The organism is Streptomyces sp. NBC_00859, from assembly GCF_045161865.1.
In the GTDB taxonomy this organism is placed as follows: domain Bacteria; phylum Actinomycetota; class Actinomycetes; order Streptomycetales; family Streptomycetaceae; genus Streptomyces.
Window position 1 is genome coordinate 6,860,001 of record NZ_CP108826.1, and the last position, 20,128, is coordinate 6,880,128.

Consider the following 20,128-nt stretch of genomic DNA (forward strand, 5'->3'; position numbering starts at 1 on the left):
TCGGGTGAACTATGGTTAAGGAACTCGGCAAAATGCCCCCGTAACTTCGGGAGAAGGGGGGCCATTTCTGGTGATCCGATTTACTCGGTGAGCTGGGGGTGGCCGCAGAGACCAGCGAGAAGCGACTGTTTACTAAAAACACAGGTCCGTGCGAAGCCGTAAGGCGATGTATACGGACTGACGCCTGCCCGGTGCTGGAACGTTAAGGGGACCGGTTAGTCACATTTCGGTGTGGCGAAGCTGAGAACTTAAGCGCCAGTAAACGGCGGTGGTAACTATAACCATCCTAAGGTAGCGAAATTCCTTGTCGGGTAAGTTCCGACCTGCACGAATGGCGTAACGACTTCTCGACTGTCTCAACCATAGGCCCGGTGAAATTGCACTACGAGTAAAGATGCTCGTTTCGCGCAGAAGGACGGAAAGACCCCGGGACCTTTACTACAGTTTGATATTGGTGTTCGGTTCGGCTTGTGTAGGATAGGTGGGAGACTTTGAAGCGGCCACGCCAGTGGTTGTGGAGTCGTCGTTGAAATACCACTCTGGTCGTGCTGGATGTCTAACCTCGGTCCGTGATCCGGATCAGGGACAGTGTCTGATGGGTAGTTTAACTGGGGCGGTTGCCTCCTAAAGAGTAACGGAGGCGCCCAAAGGTTCCCTCAGCCTGGTTGGCAATCAGGTGTTGAGTGTAAGTGCACAAGGGAGCTTGACTGTGAGACCGACGGGTCGAGCAGGGACGAAAGTCGGGACTAGTGATCCGGCAGTGGCTTGTGGAAGCGCTGTCGCTCAACGGATAAAAGGTACCCCGGGGATAACAGGCTGATCTTCCCCAAGAGTCCATATCGACGGGATGGTTTGGCACCTCGATGTCGGCTCGTCGCATCCTGGGGCTGGAGTCGGTCCCAAGGGTTGGGCTGTTCGCCCATTAAAGCGGTACGCGAGCTGGGTTTAGAACGTCGTGAGACAGTTCGGTCCCTATCCTCTGCGCGCGTAGGAATATTGAGAAGGGCTGTCCCTAGTACGAGAGGACCGGGACGGACGAACCTCTGGTGTGCCAGTTGTCCTGCCAAGGGCATGGCTGGTTGGCTACGTTCGGAAAGGATAACCGCTGAAAGCATCTAAGCGGGAAGCCTGCTTCGAGATGAGTATTCCCACCCCCTTTGAGGGGTTAAGGCTCCCAGTAGACGACTGGGTTGATAGGCCAGATGTGGAAGCCCGGTAACGGGTGGAGCTGACTGGTACTAATAGGCCGAGGGCTTGTCCTCAGTTGCTCGCGTCCACTGTGTTAGTTCTGAAATAACGAACGACCGTGTTGTATCCGGTGTTGGTTAATTTCATAGTGTTTCGGTGGTCATTGCGTTAGGGAAACGCCCGGTTACATTCCGAACCCGGAAGCTAAGCCTTTCAGCGCCGATGGTACTGCAGGGGGGACCCTGTGGGAGAGTAGGACGCCGCCGAACAATTTTTAGCCTCAGTCCCGGACCGTTATGGTCCGGGACTGAGGCATTTTTGCGTTCAGATGCTGTCCGGGGCCCTTACCGCTGCCCCTGTGACTTGGCCGGCGGCCGCTGAGGGTAAGGTCAGGGAGCATCGTTCGTACGTTCCTCACAGGAGGCCCCCGGGTGGAGGTCCAGGAGACCCGTGTTCAGACGGACCGGGTACTCACCATCCCCAACATCCTCAGCATGGCCCGCCTGGTCGGTGTGCCCGTTTTCCTGTGGTTGATTCTCCGACCCGAGTTCGGCGGGCCAAAGAGCGATGGCTGGGCGTTGCTCGTGCTCATGCTCAGTGGCATCAGCGATTATCTCGACGGCAAGCTTGCCCGCCGCTGGAACCAGATCAGCAACCTGGGGCGGCTGCTGGACCCCGCCGCGGACCGTCTCTTCATTCTCTCCACCCTGGTCGGTCTGACCTGGCGGGAGATTCTGCCGATTTGGTTGACCGCCGCACTGCTGGCCCGTGAGCTGATGCTTCTGGTCATGGTGGGGATCCTGCGCCGGCACGGCTATCCGCCGCCCCAGGTGAACTTTCTGGGCAAGGCGGCTACCTTCAACTTGATGTACGCGTTCCCGTTGCTCCTGCTCAGCGACGGCAGCGGCTGGCTGAGCACCCTGGCGTCGATTCTCGGATGGGCGTTCGCAGGGTGGGGTACAACGCTCTATTGGTGGGCAGGAATCCTGTATGTAGTACAAGTCCGCCGACTCGTGAAGGCGGACGTAGCAGCCGATTGAACTCGTCGATGCGCACCGTGCAGCGTGGCCGGATTGCGTATGACGCCCGAGTGTCATCACCGGACGGGTGAAGTCGGCTGAACTGTCGACATCTCCAAGGAGGGCGCTTCCGACATGAAGGCCGTCGTGATGGCTGGTGGCGAAGGCACACGTCTTCGTCCAATGACCTCGAGTATGCCCAAGCCGCTCCTGCCGGTCGTCAACCGACCAATCATGGAACACGTGCTGCGGTTGTTGAAGCGGCACGGGCTCAGTGAAACCGTCGTCACCGTGCAGTTCCTGGCATCCCTCGTCAAGAATTACTTCGGCGACGGTGAAGAGCTCGGCATGGAGCTTACGTATGCCAATGAGGAGAAGCCGCTCGGCACGGCGGGAAGCGTCAAGAATGCGGAAGAGGCACTGAAGGACGACACCTTTCTGGTGATCTCCGGAGATGCGCTCACCGACTTCGATCTGACCGACCTCATCAATTTCCACAAGGAGAAGGGCGCACTCGTCACGGTGTGCCTGACTCGGGTACCGAATCCTCTGGAGTTCGGTATCACCATCGTGGACGAAGAAGGAAAGGTCGAGCGCTTCCTGGAGAAGCCGACGTGGGGGCAGGTCTTCTCGGACACGGTGAACACGGGCATCTATGTCATGGAGCCCGAGGTCTTCAATTACGTCGAAGCAGACGTATCGGTCGACTGGTCAGGCGATGTCTTCCCTCAGCTCATGAAGGAGGGGAAGCCGGTCTACGGCTACATCGCCGAGGGCTACTGGGAGGACGTGGGCACACACGAGAGTTATGTGAAGGCCCAGGCGGACGTCCTCGAGGGCAAGGTCGAGGTGGACATCGACGGCTTCGAGATCTCTCCCGGTGTATGGGTCGCCGAGGGCGCCGAGGTGCACCCCGACGCCGTGCTCAGGGGGCCGCTCTACATCGGCGACTACGCCAAGGTGGAAGAGGGCGTGGAGATCCGGGAACACACCGTCGTCGGGTCCAACGTGGTCGTCAAGACCGGAGCCTTCCTGCACAAGGCTGTCGTGCACGACAACGTGTACATCGGGCAGCAGTGCAACCTGCGTGGCTGTGTGATCGGGAAGAACACCGACATCATGCGTGCGGCGCGCATCGAGGACGGCGCCGTCATCGGTGACGAGTGCCTCGTCGGTGAGGAATCCATCATCCAGGGCAACGTCCGGGTGTATCCGTTCAAGACCATCGAGGCCGGTGCTTTCGTCAACACCTCGGTGATCTGGGAATCCCGTGGACAGGCGCACCTCTTCGGCGCACGTGGAGTCTCCGGGATCCTGAACGTCGAAATCACCCCGGAACTGGCGGTCCGGCTGGCCGGTGCCTACGCCACCACGCTCAAGAAGGGCTCCACCGTCACGACCGCGCGTGACCACTCGCGTGGTGCACGTGCCCTGAAACGGGCTGTGATCTCCGCCCTTCAGGCCAGCGCCATCGATGTACGTGACCTGGAGAATGTGCCGCTCCCGGTGGCCAGGCAGCAGACGGCCCGCGGCAGCGCCGGCGGCATCATGATCCGGACATCGCCCGGCGTACCCGACTCCGTGGACATCATGTTCTTCGACGAGCGCGGGGCTGATCTCTCCCAGGGCAGGCAGCGCAAGCTGGACCGGGTGTACGCGCGACAGGAGTACCGGCGTGCCTTCCCCGGTGAGATCGGGGACCTGCACTTCCCGGCGAGCGTCTTCGATTCGTACACCGGGTCCCTGCTTCGCAACGTGGACACCACGGGTATCGCCGAAGCCGGGCTGAAGGTCGTGGTCGACGCGTCCAACGGCAGTGCCGGACTCGTTCTTCCCAGCCTGCTGGGGCGGCTCGGTGTGGACGCGCTTGTCATCAACCCCGGCCTCGACGAGTCGAGGCCGACCGAGACCGCGGACACCCGGCGCTCCGGACTCGTCAGGCTCGGCGAGATCGTCGCATCGGCGAGGGCGGCCTTCGGAGTCCGCTTCGACCCGGTCGGCGAGAGGCTCTCCCTCGTTGACGAGCGGGGACGGATCATCGAGGACGACCGGGCGCTTCTCGTCATGCTGGACCTGATCGCCGCCGAGCGGCGCAGCGGGCGCGTCGCGCTCCCGGTGACGACCACGAGGATCGCCGAGCAGGTCGCCGCGTATCACGGGACGCAGGTCGAGTGGACGACCACGTCGCCCGACGACCTGACACGGGTCGGCCGCGACGAGTCCACCATCTTCGGCGGTGACGGGCGCGGGGGATTCATCATCCCGGAGTCCAGCAGCGTCTTCGACGGTACCGCGGCGTTCGTCAGGCTCATCGGGCTTGTCTCACGTACGCAGTTGACGCTCAGTCAGATCGACGCACGCATCCCGAGCGCCCATGTGCTCCGCCGCGACCTTGCGACCCCTTGGGCGGTCAAGGGACTGGTGATGCGCCGTGTGGTGGAAGCGGCCGCCGACAGGGCCGTGGACACCACGGACGGCGTGCGGGTGGTCGAATCCGACGGTCGTTGGGTGATGGTGCTGCCGGCCCCGGCCGAAGCGGTCACTCATCTGTGGGCGGAAGGACCGGACGACGCGTCCGCGCAGGTACTGCTCGACGAGTGGTCGTCGATCGTTGACGGCGCAGGTCAGTGAGGTCGTAGTGGTGTGCCGGGCGGCATGATCGCGAGCCGCCCGGCACACGGACGGGGCCATTGGGAGCAGGGGCCCGCGGCGTGCGACGATGTGCGGCATGCCGAAGCAGCCCCCCGATCGGAGCGCAGCCTCCCCACCCTCGCGCCCCGATGCGTCGATGTCGCTGCTGAACAACGTGATGGAGCACAGCCTCGACGACGGCTACGCCGAGGCGACCGCCCGGCGCAAGGCCGATGGCAGTGCGGGTATGCCCCGGTCACTCCGGGCCAAGATCGGCCTCGCCGCCGGTCTGGTGCTGGCCGCGGTCGTGGTCACGGTCGGTGCGGCGCAGGCCAGAGTGACGGCGCCGGTGGCCGCGAAGGAACGCCAGGAACTCATCGACCGTATCGACTCGGAGACTTCGTCCGCGGACACGGAGCAGAAGAAGGTCGACGGACTGCGCGACGCGGTCGGTGAGCAGCAGAGCAGGGCCCTGCAGAAGCACGGCGGCGATCAGGGGGGACTTGTGGCGCTGCTGTCCGGTGCGACAGCGGTGCACGGCCCCGGAGTGAAGCTGGTCATCGACGACGCCAAGGACAGCGACCAGAACGACGGCGGCGGACCGCGCGAGAGCCCCGGATTCTCCGACACGGGGCGGGTGCGGGACCGCGACATGCAGCAGTTCGTCAACGCGCTGTGGCAGTCGGGCGCCGAAGCGATCGCCATCAACGGGCAGCGTCTGACGGCTCTGTCGGCGATCCGCGCCGCCGGTGACGCCATACTGGTCGACAACAGGCCGCTGGTGCCGCCGTACACGGTCCTGGCGGTGGGGGACGGGAAGAACTTGCTCAGCCAATTCCAGGACAGCGTCGGCGGGCAGTATCTGAAGGTGCTGAAGGACAGCTACTCCATCCGCACCAGCAGTTCGGACCAGGCCGACGTACGTCTTCCTGCGGCCGCGAGCCTGATCGTACGCACAGCAAAGCCGAAGGCCGCCGGAACCGACCCGAGCGCGGCCGACACAGGGAAGGGCACATCGTGATCGCCGTACTGGGCCTCGTCGTGGGAGTGGTGGTCGGACTGTTGGTCCGGCCGGAAGTGCCGGCGATGGTCGAGCCCTACCTGCCCATTGCTGTCGTGGCTGCCCTGGACGCGGTCTTCGGCGGCCTGCGGGCCATGCTCGACGGTATTTTCGTCGACAAGGTCTTCGTCGTGTCCTTCCTTTCCAACGTGGTGGTGGCCGCGTTGATCGTGTTCCTCGGTGACAAGCTCGGGGTCGGCGCGCAGTTGTCCACCGGCGTCGTCGTCGTCTTCGGTATCCGTATCTTCTCCAACGCCGCGGCCATTCGCCGGCATGTGTTCCGGGCGTGAGGCCGATGGGTGACGAGCCGATGAGCAACGAAGAGAAGCCACCGCTGGGTCCCGCTGCCACGCCGGGCGGGCGTCCCGGCAGACTGCCTGACGAGGAGCCCGCGAAGCCACCGCGCGAAGAGCCTTCAGGGGCGACGCCCGCCGTGCAGCCGAAGCCGGCCGGCCGGCAGCGTCTCATCGCAGCCCTCTGGCCGCCGCGTGTCACCAGAGCGCAACTCGTCGTGGCCCTGCTGCTGTTCGTGCTGGGGCTGGGACTCGCCATCCAGGTTCGCTCCAACAGCGACAACAGTCCGCTGCGGGGTGCACGCCAGGAGGACCTGGTGCGGATCCTCGACGAGCTCGACAACCGCACGCAGCGCCTCGACGACGAGAAGCAGCGCCTGCAGAGCCAGCGCACCGAGCTGGAGAGCAGCTCGGACCAGGCCGAGGAGGCGCGCAAGCAGACGGACGAGAAGGCACGTCAGCTCGGCATCCTGGCCGGGACGGTGGCCGCCCAGGGGCCGGGCATCACCCTCCTCATCAACGACCCGCACCGGGCGGTCAAGTCGGACATGCTGCTCGACACGATCCAGGAGCTGCGGGCGGCCGGAGCCGAGGCGATTCAGGTCAACGGTGTCCGTGTGGTGGGGGACACGTACTTCTCCGACGAGGGCGGCGGGATCCGGGTGGACACGGAGAAGATCAGCGCGCCGTACACCTTCAAGGTGATCGGGAAGCCCGCCGACTTGGAGCCTGCGCTGAATATTCCGGGCGGAGTGGTGCAGACTCTTGAGAAGGAGCAGGCCACAGCCACTGTGACGCCTGCACAGAAGATCGTTGTGGACGCCTTGCGACCGGCGAAGCGGCCTGACTACGCTCGGTCCTCCTCGCAGTGAGGCGGGGGAGTGCGAGGGGCGCGGGACACGGCCATGAGGTTGCGGGGGGTCGGCGCAGCGATAGCGGGGTGCGTGGTGGAAACTGTCTGGGGGATACGGACGTTGTAAGGATGTCCGGTTCGGCAGGTGTGTTCATCGAGAGTTCGTCCTGCCCCACGGGCGGGTCTGTTTCGGTCAAGGGGAATCGCCCGTGAAGTTGTTTGGGAAGTTGTTCGGCAAGAGTGCACGTGAGGACAGCGCACGGCACCGCGCCCCACGTCATGTGGAGGGCGAGGACCAGGGCGGTGACCGCCCGCTGTTCCGGGACGAGGTGGGTCGGCCCGGTCGCGACATTTCGGGTGATCAGGGTGCGTCATCTGTTGACCCCGCGGGTCAGGGCCGCATAGGTTTTGGGGAAGCGTCAACCTCAAGTTCGGGTCGAGGGTTGTCCTCCGATCCGTACGCAACCAACGCTCACGCAGGGCAGTCGCGGCAGGAGGATGTGTCCATGCCGGTTTGCACGAGGTGCGGCCACCGCAATGCCGAGGACAGCCGGTTCTGCTCCAACTGCGGAGCGCCGCTGCGGGCCGGAGTGCCCGAACGGCCCTCGGAGACCACTTCGACGATCTCCATCTCCGGCCTTGAGGCGTACGAGGCGGAGGCGACCGGTCAGACCGCTTCGCCCTCGCTCTCCCCCGAGGCACAGGCGGCCGTCGATGCCCTGCCCCTCGGCTCGGCGCTCCTCGTGGTCAGGCGCGGTCCGAACTCGGGAAGCCGCTTCCTGCTGGACGGCGATCTGACCACAGCCGGCCGTCATCCGCAGAGCGACATCTTCCTCGACGACGTCACCGTGTCGAGGCGCCATGTGGAGTTCCGCAGGGGCGCCGACGGCGGTTTCACCGTCTCGGACGTCGGCAGCCTGAACGGTACGTACGTCAACCGTGAGCGCATCGACGCCGTCGTGCTCTCGAACGGTGACGAGGTGCAGATCGGGAAGTACCGGCTGGTCTTCTACGCGAGCCAGCGGGGCGTGTGACCCTTCAGGGAAGATCCATGCTGCAATCATCGACGGGCGGTGCCGGCGACGGCACCGCCACCGAGGACGACCGGCTGGTCAGCATCGGCACGGTCCTGAATCTGCTCCGGGAAGAGTTCCCCGAGGTCACGATCTCCAAGATCCGTTTCCTGGAGGCCGAAGGCCTTGTCGAGCCGCAGCGCACGTCGTCCGGCTACCGGAAGTTCGGTGCCGCGGACGTCGAGCGCCTCGCTCAGGTCCTGAGGATGCAGCGTGACCACTATCTGCCGTTGAAGGTCATCAGGGACCACCTTGAAGCGCTGGGCCGCGGGGAGCAGATCCAGCTCCCCGCACCCGGTGGCCTCCGCGAGTCCGCGGAGGGGGCGCCGGACGGGGACGCCGATGGCCCGACGGCGTCTAGGGTGGGCCGCGACGAGCTCCTGGCGGCCGCCGGGATCACCGCGGAGGACCTCGCCGAGTGGGAGTCCTACGGGCTGCTCTCGGCGCTCCCGGAGGGCGGGTACGACGCCGAGGCCGTGAATGTGGCGGGTCTGGTGGCGGACCTGGGCCGGTTCGGCCTGGAGCCCAGGCATCTGCGCGCCATGAAAGCGGCCGCCGATCGTGAGTCCGGGCTCATCGAACAGGTCGTCGCCCCCCTTCGGCTGAACCGTAACCCGCAGACCAGAGCGGATGCGGATACGACCACGAAGGACCTGGCAGCGCTGACTGTGCGGCTGCACGCGGCGCTCGTTCAGACCTCCCTGCGGGTCCGGTTGTACTGATCAAGGGGGTGCCCGACTACCCAAACCTGCCGGGCACGTCCTAGGGTTGCTGTGTGAACGAGCTCGACGTTGTGGGTGTCCGGGTGGAAATGCCCTCCAACCAGCCGATCGTGCTCCTGCGTGAAGTGGGAGGCGACCGGTATCTCCCTATCTGGATCGGCCCTGGTGAAGCGACTGCGATCGCCTTCGCCCAGCAGGGCATGGCTCCGGCCAGGCCGCTGACCCATGACCTCTTCAAGGATGTCCTCGAAGCGGTCGGCCAGGAGCTCACGGAAGTACGCATCACCGACCTGCGCGACGGGGTCTTCTTCGCGGAGCTGGTCTTCGCGAGCGGGGTCGAGGTGAGTGCCAGGCCGTCCGACGCCATAGCGCTCGCCCTGCGCACCGGGACTCCGATCTACGGCAGTGACGGGGTGCTCGACGATGCGGGAATCGCCATCCCGGACGAGCAGGAGGACGAGGTGGAGAAGTTCCGCGAGTTCCTCGACCAGATCTCCCCGGAGGACTTCGGGACGAACAGCCAGTGACGCTCCGGCCGACGGCGTCAGCGCATCCGGCAAGCCTTTCCCCGGTGAGAGGTGCGCGAAACCACTCTTAGGGTGATTATCACTCGGCGTGCCGAGTGTGGCGATCGTTGACGCACCTCAAGTGACTGCCTACCGTCGAGTGGGCAGTTCAAGGACGGAGGTCGGCGTGAGAAGCACCGGCGAAGATATGGCAGGGGATCTCCCCGGACTGGTTCCGGGGGACGGCATGCCGTATCCGCTTCACGGCTCAACGGCCGAACCATCGACCGACACCGTCGGCTACCGGGGGCCGACCGCCTGCGCGGCGGCCGGCATCACCTACCGGCAGCTCGACTACTGGGCGCGTACGGGGCTGGTCGAGCCGAGTGTGCGGCCCGCGCAGGGCTCCGGCACCCAGCGCCTCTACAGCTTCCGGGACGTCGTCGTCCTCAAGATCGTCAAGCGGTTCCTGGACACCGGTGTGGCGCTGCAGAACATCCGGACGGCGGTCCACCACCTCAGAGACCGCGGAGCCCGCGATCTCGACCGCATGACGCTGATGAGCGACGGAGCGACGGTGTACGAGTGCACCTCGCCCGACGAGGTGGTCGGACTCCTGCAGGGAGGCCAGGGGATCTTCGGCATCGCCGTGGGAGTCGTGTGGCGTGACGTGGAGCGCGCCCTCTCGCAGCTGCACGGCGAGCGGATCGACACCGGCGAAACCCTGGTGGGGCACAACCCCGCTGACGAGCTGGCCCGGCGGCGGAACCGCGCCGTCTGACGGGGCCCAGCGCCGCAGGGCCCGATTGTCAGTGCGGTGAGGCAGCATCGGTGGTGTGAGAGCTGCGCCCACCATCCTGCATCTGGACATGGATGCCTTCTTCGCCGCCGCGGAACAGGCGGCGAAGCCGAGCCTGCGCGGGAAGCCGGTGGTGGTCGGCGGTCTCGGGCCGCGCGGAGTGGTGTCGACGGCCTCGTACGAGGCCCGGCGGTTCGGGATCCATTCGGCGATGCCGATGGCGCAGGCCCGGAGGCTCTGTCCGAACGCCGCGTACCTCGTACCGCGCTTCGCTCTCTATCGCGAGGTGAGCCTCCAGGTCATGGAGCTGCTCGGGAGGCTCTCGCCGCTGATGGAGCCACTGAGCCTGGACGAGGCCTTCGTGGACCTGGAGGCGGGCGGGGTGGCCGACGGCACCCGGTCGGCCCGGCGCGCCGGTGAGCGGCTGCGCAGGGACATCCGTGAGGTCACCGGGCTCAGCGGGTCGGTGGGGCTCGCCGGCTCCAAGATGCTCGCGAAGATCGGCTCGGAGCGGGCCAAACCGGACGGTCTCGTCCTGATCGAGCCGGGGACCGAGCGAGAGCTCCTGGCGCCGCTCTCCGTACGGACACTGCCCGGTGTGGGGCCCGCGACGGGTGAGCATCTGCGCAGAGCCGGGATGACCACGGTGTCCCATCTGGCCGAGGCCGGTGAGGACGAGCTCGTCCGGCTGCTGGGCAAGGCGCACGGCGCCTCCCTCCACCGGATGGCACTCGGGCACGACGACCGGCCGGTCGTCGCCGAGCGGGACGCCAAATCGGTCTCGGTGGAGGACACCTTCGATGTGGACCTGCACGACCGGGTGCGGGTGCGGGCGGAAGTGGTGCGGCTGGCCGGGCGCTGCGTGGAGCGGCTGCGGGCCGCCGGCCGGTCCGGCCGGACCGTGGTGCTGAAGGTACGGCGCTACGACTTCTCGACGCTGACCCGCTCCGAGACGCTCCGGGGACCCACGGACGACCCGGAGGTCGTACGGGAGGCCGCAGGCAGGCTGCTGGAGTCCGTGGACACCACCGGCGGGGTGAGGCTCCTCGGGGTGGGCGTCACTGGCCTGGCGGACTTCACGCAGGAGGACCTCTTCGCGCAGGCGGCCACCGAGCGGGCCGCAGCCGTGCTGGAGTCATCGGCGGACGAGGCGCCGCCCGAACCTGTGGCGGTACCGGCGGACGAGGCGCACGTCGTGCCCGGCGGACGCCGCTGGCTCGCCGGGCACGACGTGCGCCACGACGAGTACGGCGCCGGATGGGTGCAGGGAAGTGGCATCGGCCGGGTCACCGTGCGGTTCGAGGATCCGTACGCGACGGAGCCCGGCCGGGTGCGGACCTTCAGCGTCGACGATCCCGCACTGGAGCCGGCGGACCCGCTGCCACTGGTCCGGGCGGCCGGGTCTGGACCGGACGTGACGGACGGGCGACAGGAGCACGGCACCGGCGGACACACCGCGGAAGCGGGCCGGGCAGGGGAGGCGGATCCGGGCGGGGAGGGGCCGGATGCTCAGGTGCGTTCCTCGTCGCCCGCGAGCCGGCCGAAGTCCCGGTCGGGGGGCGGAGGCGCGGGGGCCGAGATGCCGAGCCCGTAGTGGTGGTAGAGCTGGAGCTCCTGCTCGGGCGAGAGATGACGGCCGACACCGAAGTCCGGAGCCTCTTTGATCAGAGTGCGGTCGAACGGCACCAGCAGGGTCTCCCGGACCACTTCGCTCGGCTTCAGGGGAACGAACGCATCCCGGCTGAACAGCCCGGTGCGTACCGCGGCCCACTCAGGCACCCCGGTGGCGTCGTCGAGGTAGACCTCGTCGACCGTGCCTATCTTGTGGCCGTTGCGGTCGAACGCCTTGCGGCCTATCAGGCTGCGCGGATCGATGTCGCTCTGCACGGTCCCTCCAACTGATCCCAGCGAATCACGACGTATCCGCCCCTGCGAAGGTCTCTCCCCCCACAGAAGTGCAGAACCGCGGCATCGGCCACTCGAACGCCGTGCCAAGTGGCTCGCTGGTACGCTGGCCCGTGGCTGCTGACCCCGCGCGGGAGAGCCCTTCGGACAGGTGTCCGGGGGCGCCGAAGGAGCAAATCCTCCCCGGAATCTCTCAGGCACACGTACCGCGCGGACGAGGTCACTCTGGAAAGCAGGGCGGGCGTCGGGCGGGCACGCCCGGATCCCTTCCTCACCGACGGTGCAAGCCGGTGCGTCGAGCAGACGGACCGGTGAAGCTCTCAGGTTGAGATGACAGAGGGGGAGGCCGTCCGGGTACCCGTGCCGTGGTACCCCTCGCAGGTCGCATCGACCAGGAGGCCTCTGCCATGACCGCCCACCGCATTCCGCTCTCCCAGCTGGAGCGTGGCACCCCCTTCGAGCAGCGCCACATCGGGCCCGACGCCGGGGCGCAGGCCAAGATGCTCGCCCACGTCGGTTACGGCTCGCTGGACGAGCTCACCTCGGCCGCCGTGCCCGAGGTGATCAAGAGTGCCGGGGCGCTGAACCTCCCGGAGGCGCGCTCCGAGGCCGAGGTCCTCGCCGAGCTGCGGACGCTCGCCGACCGCAACCAGGTCCTGGCGCCGATGATCGGGCTCGGCTACTACGGCACGTTCACCCCGCCGGTCATCCTCCGCAACGTCATGGAGAATCCCGCCTGGTACACGGCGTACACGCCCTACCAGCCGGAGATCTCCCAGGGGCGCCTGGAGGCGCTGCTGAACTTCCAGACCGTTGTCGCCGACCTGACGGGCCTGCCCACATCGGGCGCTTCGCTGCTCGACGAGGGCACCGCGGCAGCCGAGGCGATGTCTCTCGCCCGCCGGGTCGGGAAGGTCAAGAACGGTGTCTTCCTGGTCGACGCCGACGCCCTTCCGCAGACCGTCGCGGTGATCGAGACGCGTGCCGAGCCCGCGGGCGTCGAGGTCGTCGTAGCCGATCTCAGCGACGGCATCCCGGCCGAGGTGGCCGAGCGCGGCGTCTTCGGCGTACTGCTCCAGTACCCGGGCGCCTCCGGACGGGTGCGGAACATCGCCCCCGTCATCGAGCAGGCGCACGAGCTGGGTGCGATCGTCACGGTGGCCGCCGACCTGCTGGCGCTGACGCTGCTCACCTCACCCGGCGAACTGGGCGCGGACATCGCGGTCGGCACGACCCAGCGGTTCGGCGTCCCGATGGGCTTCGGCGGCCCGCACGCCGGTTTCATGGCCGTACGCGAGAAGTTCGCGCGCAGCCTTCCGGGGCGGCTCGTCGGCGTATCCGTCGACGCCGACGGCAACAAGGCGTACCGGCTGGCCCTCCAGACACGTGAACAGCACATCCGCCGTGAGAAGGCCACCAGCAACATCTGCACCGCCCAGGTGCTCCTCGCCGTGATGGCCGGTATGTACGCCGTCTACCACGGCCCGGACGGCCTGCGCGAGATCGCCCGGCGCACCCACCGGTACGCGGCTGTACTGGCCGCGGGGCTGCGCGCCGCGGGCGTCGACGTCGTGCACGGCGAGTACTTCGACACGCTCACCGTCCGGACCGCGGGGAAGGCCGCCGAGGCCGTCGCCGCCGCACGTGAGGGCGGGGTGAACCTGCACCAGGTCGACGCGGACCTGGTCTCCGTCTCCTGCGACGAGACGACCACGCGCACCCAGCTGGCCGCCGTCTGGGCCGCGTTCGGCGCCGACGGCGACGTCGACGCCCTCGACGAGCGGACCCCCGACGCGCTGCCCGGAGCGCTGCTGCGCGAGGACAGCGTCCTCACCCACCCGGTCTTCCACCAGCACCGGTCCGAGACCGCGATGCTGCGCTACCTGCGCAAGCTCGCCGACCGTGACTACGCGCTGGACCGCGGCATGATCCCGCTCGGCTCCTGCACCATGAAGCTCAACGCGACCACCGAGATGGAGCCGGTCACCTGGCCCGAGTTCGGCGCGATCCACCCCTTCGCCCCGGTCGAGCAGGCGCAGGGCTATCTGACGCTCATCCATGAGCTGGAGGACCAGCTCGCCGAGGTCACCGGCTACGACAAGGTCTCGCTCCAGCCCAACGCCGGCTCGCAGGGCGAGCTGGCCGGTCTGCTGGCCGTACGCGCCTACCACCGGGCCAACGGCGACACCGCGCGCACCGTCTGCCTCATCCCCTCCTCCGCTCACGGCACCAACGCTGCCAGCGCCGTGATGGCCGGTATGAAGGTCGTCGTCGTGAAGACCCGCGAGGACGGCGACGTCGACGTCGAGGACCTGAACGCCAAGATCGAGCAGTACCGCGACGAGCTGTCCGTGCTGATGGTCACCTACCCCTCGACCCACGGTGTCTTCGAGGAGCACATCACCGACATCTGCGCCGCCGTGCACGACGCGGGCGGGCAGGTGTACGTGGACGGCGCGAACCTGAACGCGCTCGTCGGGCTCGCCAAGCCCGGCAAGTTCGGCTCGGACGTCTCGCACCTCAACCTGCACAAGACGTTCTGCATCCCGCACGGCGGCGGCGGCCCCGGCGTCGGTCCTGTCGGCGTACGGGCCCATCTGGCGCCGTACCTCCCCAACCACCCGCTCCAGCCGAGCGCCGGCCCCGCGACGGGCGTCGGCCCGGTGTCGGCCGCGCCGTGGGGCTCGGCCGGGATCCTGCCGATCTCCTGGGCGTACGTACGTCTCATGGGTGGCGAGGGGCTGAAGCGGGCGACGCAGGTGGCCGTGCTGGCCGCCAACTACATCGCCAAGCGTCTCGAACCTCACTACCCCGTGCTGTACACCGGCCCCCACGGGCTGGTCGCCCACGAGTGCATCGTCGATCTGCGGCCGCTCTCGAAGGCGACGGGCGTGACCGTCGATGACATCGCCAAGCGCCTCATCGACTACGGCTTCCACGCGCCGACGATGTCCTTCCCGGTGGCCGGCACGCTGATGATCGAGCCCACCGAGAGCGAGGACCTGGCGGAACTCGACCGGTTCTGCGACACGATGATCGCGATCCGCGCGGAGATCGAGAAGGTCGCCGCGGGTGAATGGGCGGCGGACGACAACCCGCTGTGCAACGCGCCGCACACCGCGGCCGCACTGGGCGGTGACTGGGACCACGCGTACACCCGCGAGGAAGCCGTCTTCCCGGCCGGTGTCTCGTCCGCCGACAAGTACTGGCCGCCGGTGCGCCGGATCGACGGCGCCTTCGGTGACCGCAACCTCGTCTGCTCCTGCCCGCCACTGGACGCGTACGACAGCTGACGGACATGCGGGAGGGCCGGTTCGGGGAGATCACCCGGGCCGGCCCTTCGTCGTCTGTGCCAGATCTTCCGGTCAGGACCGTCGGCCTGTAGCGCCGATTCGTTCCGCCGGTCTTCGGAGCGGAGTGTCCCGGTGCGGTCGGCACCGGAACCGGGATCAGGCGGCGGTCGCCAGCCCGGAACCCAACGGGCGGTGCGGAGCGATGATCTGTCCGTCGGGCAGCAGTTCACCGGTGTCCTCGAAGGCGAGAACGCCGTTGCACAGCAGACTCCAGCCCTGCTCCGGGTGGTGCGCCACGAGGAGCGCGGCCTCCCGGTCGGCGGAGGCGGCTGACGGACAGGATGGCTGGTGCTGGCACATGGATGCGTTCTTTCGCTGCGTTGTAGTGAGTGTCCTGCGGCTCGGTGCGGACTTCATGGCCGCCCCCCGTATCAGTCGGTGATCCCAGTGTTGCCCCACGGACGTCGATCCGCAGGGATTTCACGGCAGCACTTGCTACAGCATAAGGACGCATCACCCGTGCGGGCGGTTCACTTCAACTTGACTGTCCCTTCGGGTGGTTCGGGGATGGCCCGGCCGGGCTAGGCCGGAAGGGGGAGAGCGCGCCGCGCCCCGTGACCTGAGTACGGTCACGGGGCACGCGATGCCGGTGTACGCGGTTCGTCAGGCGGGAGAGCCCAGCAGTGGGGGAGAGAGCCGCATCGTCATCACCGGCAGCAGATCCGCAACCCGGTGCGGCCGGTGCGCGGCGATTCCGGGCGGCGCGGGGGCCAGCGGCACGAGCAGGTCGGTGGGGGCCGGCATCGTGCCGGACACCGAGGCGTCGGCCTCGGTGTCACCGTGCAGCCACAGCGTCAGCATGTAGAGCTCCGGCACGGACAGCAGCCGTGGCTGGAACGGCGTGTTCATCGCCTCCGCGTGGCGCAGCGCGCGTCCGGTGGAGGTGAGGTACGGACCCTCGAAGAAGTGCGAGAAGGTCCAGCCGTCGGGGGTGAGCGCCGTGTCCGCGCCGGCCACGACGCGGTCGCCGCTGCGGATCAGGAAGCGCCAGCCGGTGAGCCGGGTGCGGGGGGTTCCGCCGCTCGGCACGATCTGGTCCAGGACGTGGACGGGAAGGGCCAGTTCCGGGGTGAGCGGACCTGAGGCGGCGCGGAGAGCAGGGGTTCGGGCCTCGCGTACGGCAGTGGGGGAGCCGAGGGCCGCGAGGACGCTGCGCAGGGCCGGCGCGGGAGCCGGAGGGACAAACAGCGGCATGATATGGGTCGCCTCTCACTTCGGAGACACGTTGATGCGTGGGCGGTGCGGACGGCGCTGTCAGCAGGCAGGCGCGGAGGGGGCCATGGGGCGTGGAGGGTGCTGCACTCTCCGGGGGCCGGGGCGCCAACTCTCTGCCTCGTTTGCGGAGTTTATACGACACGTGTTCACACGATGTTTCAGCTAGCTGACGCGGATATTGCGATCAAGTCGGTATTCGGTCTTTCTCCTGCGGAGATTATCCCGATTTATCGCGCGCGCGGCCCTGTGGCCTCGCAGACCTCCGCTTGAACGGTCGGCCGAAATTCGCCGTTCCTTTTCACCGCGTCCACAGAGCTGAACGGGAGCTGGAAACTGCTTCAGGCGTCATGCCTGGTGAATGTGCCACACGACACCTTCGGTCACCCTACTCGCTCCGGACTCCGGGTGGGGAGTTACGGATCACTCAGTCTGGGCATTATCGACCGTGACCCGAGCGGCAGCAGTGGCGGCCGCGCAGTCGTGGAGGGGCGCATCGATGGGTGAGAAGGTCGAGGCAGACGGAATTGGCCCGTCCGGTCGGCAGATGCACCGGAGGAAGCTCCAGCGGTGTCTGGAGGGGCTGGAGCGACTGCTGGAGGAGAAGAGGTTCGACCGGCCGAGGAATCTGATGGGGATGGAGATCGAACTCAATCTCGCGGGTGCCGACGGCATGCCGCGGATGATGAATGCGGAGGTTCTCGACCGGATCGCGAGCCGCGATTTCCAGATGGAACTCGGAATGTTCAATCTGGAAGTGAATATTATCCCGCACCGGCTGGGCGGCCGGGTCTTCGATCAGCTGGCCGAGGAGCTGCGTACGGGTCTCGCGTACGCGCACAGAAAGGCCACCGAAGTCGACGCGGGGATCGTGATGATCGGAATCCTGCCGACACTTGCCCAGCAGGACCTGGTCACATCGAACCTTTCCGCGGCCGACCGCTACACCCTGCTCAACGACGAGATGCGCGCGGCCCGCGGGGAGGACTTCGACCTCGACATCGACGGCGTGGAGCGTCTGACCTGCACGTCCGCCTCGATCGCGCCCGAAGCGGCCTGCACTTCGGTGCAGTTGCACCTTCAGGTCACACCGTCGCGTTTCGCCGATGTGTGGAACGCGGCGCAGGCGGTCTCCGCGGTGCAGGTCGCTCTCGGGGCCAACTCGCCCTTCCTGTTCGGCAAGGAGCTGTGGCGGGAGTCGAGGCCGCCGCTCTTCCTCCAGGCGACCGATGTGCGTCCGCCCGAGTTCCGGACCCAGGGGGTGCGGCCGCGGACCTGGTTCGGGGAGCGCTGGATCGACTCGGCGTACGACCTCTTCGAGGAGAACGTCCGCTACTTCCCACCTCTGCTGCCGCTGTGCGACGACGAGGACCCGTTCCGGGTGCTCGACGAAGGTGGAGTGCCGGGCCTTCCGGAGCTGGTCCTGCACAACGGCACCGTCTACCGCTGGAACCGGCCGGTCTACGACGTGGCCGGCGGGGTGCCGCATCTGCGGGTGGAGAACAGGGTGCTGCCCGCCGGACCCACCGTGACGGATGTGATGGCCAACGCGGCCCTGTACTACGGCCTTGTGCGGGCGCTCGCCGACGATCCCCGTCCGGTGTGGAAGCGGCTGCCCTTCGAAGCCGCGGCGCGCAACTTCGACACGGCCTGCCGGTACGGAATCGACGCCGAGCTGGAGTGGCCCAGGGCGGGGCGTTCCGGGGGTGTCGCGAGAGTGCCCGCGGTGCGGCTCGTCAGGGACGAGCTGCTGCCGCTGGCCGCCGCGGGGCTCGACGCGTGGGGGATCGACCCCGCCGACCGTGACCACTACCTCGGGGTCATCGAGGACCGGTGCAGGCGCCGGACGAACGGCGCCTCCTGGCAGGTGGACACGTTTCACCGGGCACTCGGCACGGGGCTCGGCCGGCATGAGGCGCTCGCGCTCACCACCCGGCGCTATGCCGAACTCATGGTGAGCGGCGAACCGGTGCACTCCTGGCCGGAGGGCATTCCTGCGGTCGCGACTGCCCGGAGGCCGTGAACGTACGGACGCGCGGTTCCTCCCGGGGTGCGCTCCGGGAGGCCGTAACCGCACCTTCGGCGGCCACCCCGGGCACGGTCTCAGAGTCGAGCAGGCAACGGCCGCAACCCGCCGGACCACCGACGGCGTCACATCCGCCGCGGCGATCCTAGCCCTGGCCCACGCCCACGGCGTGGAGATGCCGATCACGGGAGTGGTCTCGGCCCTGCTGAGCGAGAAGGTCCCCCTCGAACAGGCCGCGGGCAGGGTGCGTCGGACCTGTCGTGGTTCATATGGAATGCCACGTACATCCGAAACGCATCGGGCCCCGGCTCGCATCGGTCGTCGGCTCGCATCGGTCGTCGGGCCGAATCGTCGGTCACCGTCAGCCGTGCCCTCGCCCGCCGCCACTCCGCGGTCGAGAACGGAGGCGATGGCGGCCGTACGGCGACGCCTTGCGCCGGAACGGGGCCGGGTGACAGATGGCGCGAGGTCATCGGGCAAGCTGTGACGTCCCAGGCGATGGTGCCCCTCCCTTGAAGGGTGAACAAGGACAAGGGGGAGCGTGCCATCGGATTGGCGGCCGTCCCCCGGCCTGTCGTGCGCGATCTTCGTACCTGTATTCGAGACCCTGGCGGCACGGTGGTGGGCATGAGATGCGATTGGCCAACTGGAGGCAGGTGTGCAGACGGAGAGCGAACGCGTGGCTGATTCTCTTCCCGCAGCGGGGGGTTCGCAGCGGTTCTTGCGGTCCGAAACGGTGCTGGTACTCGCGCTCTCGCTCGGCGCGAGCGGCGTTTCGGCGCTGATCAGCTTTGTCGGGTCACTGACGAAACCAGGAGGGCTCAAGCACCAGGCCGCGAATCTCAACGGGTCGTACGCGCCGGGGCGGCCATGGCTGGATCTCGCCTGGCAGCTCTTCGGTATCGCGACCGCTCTGGTTCCGGTCGCGCTGGTGGTGCATCTGCTGCTGCGCGAGGGTTCCGGCTTGCGGGCGCTCGGGCTCGACCGGACGCGGCTGCGGGCCGACGCGGGGCGTGGGGTGCTGGTCGCCGCCGGCATCGGCAGTGTGGGCCTCGCCTTCTATCTGGGCGCTCGGGCCACCGGTTTCAACTTGACCGTGGTGCCCGAATCGCTGCCCGACGTGTGGTGGAAGATCCCGGTGCTGATCCTCTCGGCGGTGCAGAACGCCGTCCTGGAGGAAGTCATCGTCGTCGGGTATCTGCTGCGCAGACTGGGGCAGTTCGGCTGGTCCCCGATGGCGGCCCTGGCGGCGAGCGCGGTGCTGCGCGGCTCGTACCACCTGTATCAGGGGGTCGGCGGGTTCATCGGGAACGTCGCGATGGGTGTGGTGTTCGTGCTTCTCTACCGGCGGTGGGGGCGGGTCGGGCCGCTCGTCGTGGCGCACTCCCTGCTCGACATCGGCGCGTTCGTCGGATACGCGCTGCTGGCCGGGAAGGTGGGGTGGCTGCCCACCGGGTGAGTGTCGGCCGGTGGAGTGCTGGGGCTGCC

Annotated in this window: 17 protein-coding genes, 2 rRNA genes and 1 riboswitch (1 of these 20 running past the window's edge); of the genes, 16 read left to right on the forward strand and 3 right to left on the reverse strand. The window is 67.5% G+C overall.

Translation table 11 applies throughout. The annotated features are described in order from the left end of the window. The 12 genes from OG584_RS30235 to OG584_RS30290 form a co-directional block, all read left to right on the forward strand. Nucleotides 1–1,262 (forward strand): 23S ribosomal RNA (locus OG584_RS30235) (it extends 1,862 nt beyond the left edge of the window). Between the two features lie 78 nt (nt 1,263–1,340). Further along, nucleotides 1,341–1,457: ribosomal RNA gene (rrf, locus tag OG584_RS30240) — 5S ribosomal RNA — on the forward strand. Between the two features lie 162 nt (nt 1,458–1,619). Beyond that, nucleotides 1,620–2,228, forward strand: coding sequence for a CDP-alcohol phosphatidyltransferase family protein (locus tag OG584_RS30245; protein ID WP_405782580.1), 609 nt, complete (start codon nt 1,620–1,622; stop codon nt 2,226–2,228). A gap of 114 nt (nt 2,229–2,342) precedes the next feature. Then, a complete protein-coding gene (locus OG584_RS30250) occupies nt 2,343–4,838 on the forward strand; it encodes a sugar phosphate nucleotidyltransferase (protein WP_405782582.1) in 2,496 nt (831 codons plus the stop codon). Between the two features lie 97 nt (nt 4,839–4,935). Next, entirely contained in the window at nt 4,936–5,859 is a 924-nt protein-coding gene (locus OG584_RS30255) for a DUF881 domain-containing protein (RefSeq protein WP_405782583.1), read from the forward strand. Next, a complete protein-coding gene (locus OG584_RS30260; protein ID WP_164266945.1) occupies nt 5,856–6,188 on the forward strand; it encodes a small basic family protein in 333 nt (110 codons plus the stop codon). Before OG584_RS30255 ends, OG584_RS30260 begins: the two co-directional genes overlap by 4 nt. 20 nt (nt 6,189–6,208) lie before the next feature. Next, entirely contained in the window at nt 6,209–7,063 is an 855-nt protein-coding gene (locus tag OG584_RS30265; protein WP_405782585.1) for a DUF881 domain-containing protein, read from the forward strand. A gap of 82 nt (nt 7,064–7,145) precedes the next feature. After that, nucleotides 7,146–8,078, forward strand: a complete 933-nt coding sequence (locus tag OG584_RS30270) for an FHA domain-containing protein (RefSeq protein ID WP_405784357.1) — start codon at nt 7,146–7,148, stop codon at nt 8,076–8,078. A 17-nt stretch (nt 8,079–8,095) separates the two neighbouring features. Then, complete coding sequence (locus OG584_RS30275) at nt 8,096–8,839, forward strand: MerR family transcriptional regulator (RefSeq protein ID WP_405782586.1); 744 nt, start codon at nt 8,096–8,098, stop codon at nt 8,837–8,839. A 53-nt stretch (nt 8,840–8,892) separates the two neighbouring features. Further along, nucleotides 8,893–9,366, forward strand: a complete 474-nt coding sequence (locus OG584_RS30280) for a bifunctional nuclease family protein (protein WP_164266948.1) — start codon at nt 8,893–8,895, stop codon at nt 9,364–9,366. A gap of 187 nt (nt 9,367–9,553) precedes the next feature. After that, a complete protein-coding gene (locus tag OG584_RS30285) occupies nt 9,554–10,126 on the forward strand; it encodes a MerR family transcriptional regulator (RefSeq protein WP_405784359.1) in 573 nt (190 codons plus the stop codon). 55 nt (nt 10,127–10,181) lie between these two features. Continuing rightward, nucleotides 10,182–11,738, forward strand: coding sequence for a DNA polymerase IV (locus OG584_RS30290; RefSeq protein ID WP_405782588.1), 1,557 nt, complete (start codon nt 10,182–10,184; stop codon nt 11,736–11,738). Here the strand turns inward: OG584_RS30290 and OG584_RS30295 are convergent. Further along, nucleotides 11,654–12,031, reverse strand: a complete 378-nt coding sequence (locus OG584_RS30295) for a PRC-barrel domain-containing protein (protein ID WP_405782590.1) — start codon at nt 12,029–12,031, stop codon at nt 11,654–11,656. The two genes, OG584_RS30290 and OG584_RS30295, sit on opposite strands and share 85 nt — an antisense overlap. Before the next feature lie 139 nt (nt 12,032–12,170). After that, a riboswitch (glycine riboswitch) is annotated at nt 12,171–12,268 on the forward strand. A gap of 188 nt (nt 12,269–12,456) precedes the next feature. Here OG584_RS30295 and gcvP point away from each other — a divergent pair. Beyond that, nucleotides 12,457–15,342 (forward strand): aminomethyl-transferring glycine dehydrogenase, encoded by a 2,886-nt coding sequence (gene gcvP, locus OG584_RS30300; RefSeq protein ID WP_405782592.1) that lies wholly within the window; start codon nt 12,457–12,459, stop codon nt 15,340–15,342. 156 nt (nt 15,343–15,498) lie between these two features. On the opposite strand, the gene OG584_RS30305 is transcribed toward gcvP, so the two are convergent. Further along, nucleotides 15,499–15,702, reverse strand: coding sequence for a DUF5999 family protein (locus tag OG584_RS30305; RefSeq protein ID WP_405782594.1), 204 nt, complete (start codon nt 15,700–15,702; stop codon nt 15,499–15,501). Nucleotides 15,703–16,005: 303 nt separating this feature from the next. Continuing rightward, a complete protein-coding gene (locus tag OG584_RS30310; RefSeq protein ID WP_405782595.1) occupies nt 16,006–16,596 on the reverse strand; it encodes a hypothetical protein in 591 nt (196 codons plus the stop codon). A gap of 517 nt (nt 16,597–17,113) precedes the next feature. Between OG584_RS30310 and OG584_RS30315 the strand changes: the two genes are divergently transcribed. The 3 genes from OG584_RS30315 to OG584_RS30325 all read left to right on the forward strand — a co-directional run bounded on the left by OG584_RS30315 (nt 17,114) and on the right by OG584_RS30325 (nt 20,099). Next, complete coding sequence (locus OG584_RS30315) at nt 17,114–18,637, forward strand: glutamate--cysteine ligase (RefSeq protein ID WP_405782597.1); 1,524 nt, start codon at nt 17,114–17,116, stop codon at nt 18,635–18,637. Further along, on the forward strand, nt 18,621–19,127 hold the full coding sequence (locus tag OG584_RS30320; protein ID WP_405784360.1) for an NAD(P)H-dependent glycerol-3-phosphate dehydrogenase: 507 nt from the start codon (nt 18,621–18,623) through the stop codon (nt 19,125–19,127). Before OG584_RS30315 ends, OG584_RS30320 begins: the two co-directional genes overlap by 17 nt. 192 nt (nt 19,128–19,319) lie before the next feature. Then, entirely contained in the window at nt 19,320–20,099 is a 780-nt protein-coding gene (locus OG584_RS30325; protein ID WP_405782599.1) for a CPBP family intramembrane glutamic endopeptidase, read from the forward strand. The last annotated feature ends 29 nt before the right edge of the window (nt 20,100–20,128 follow it).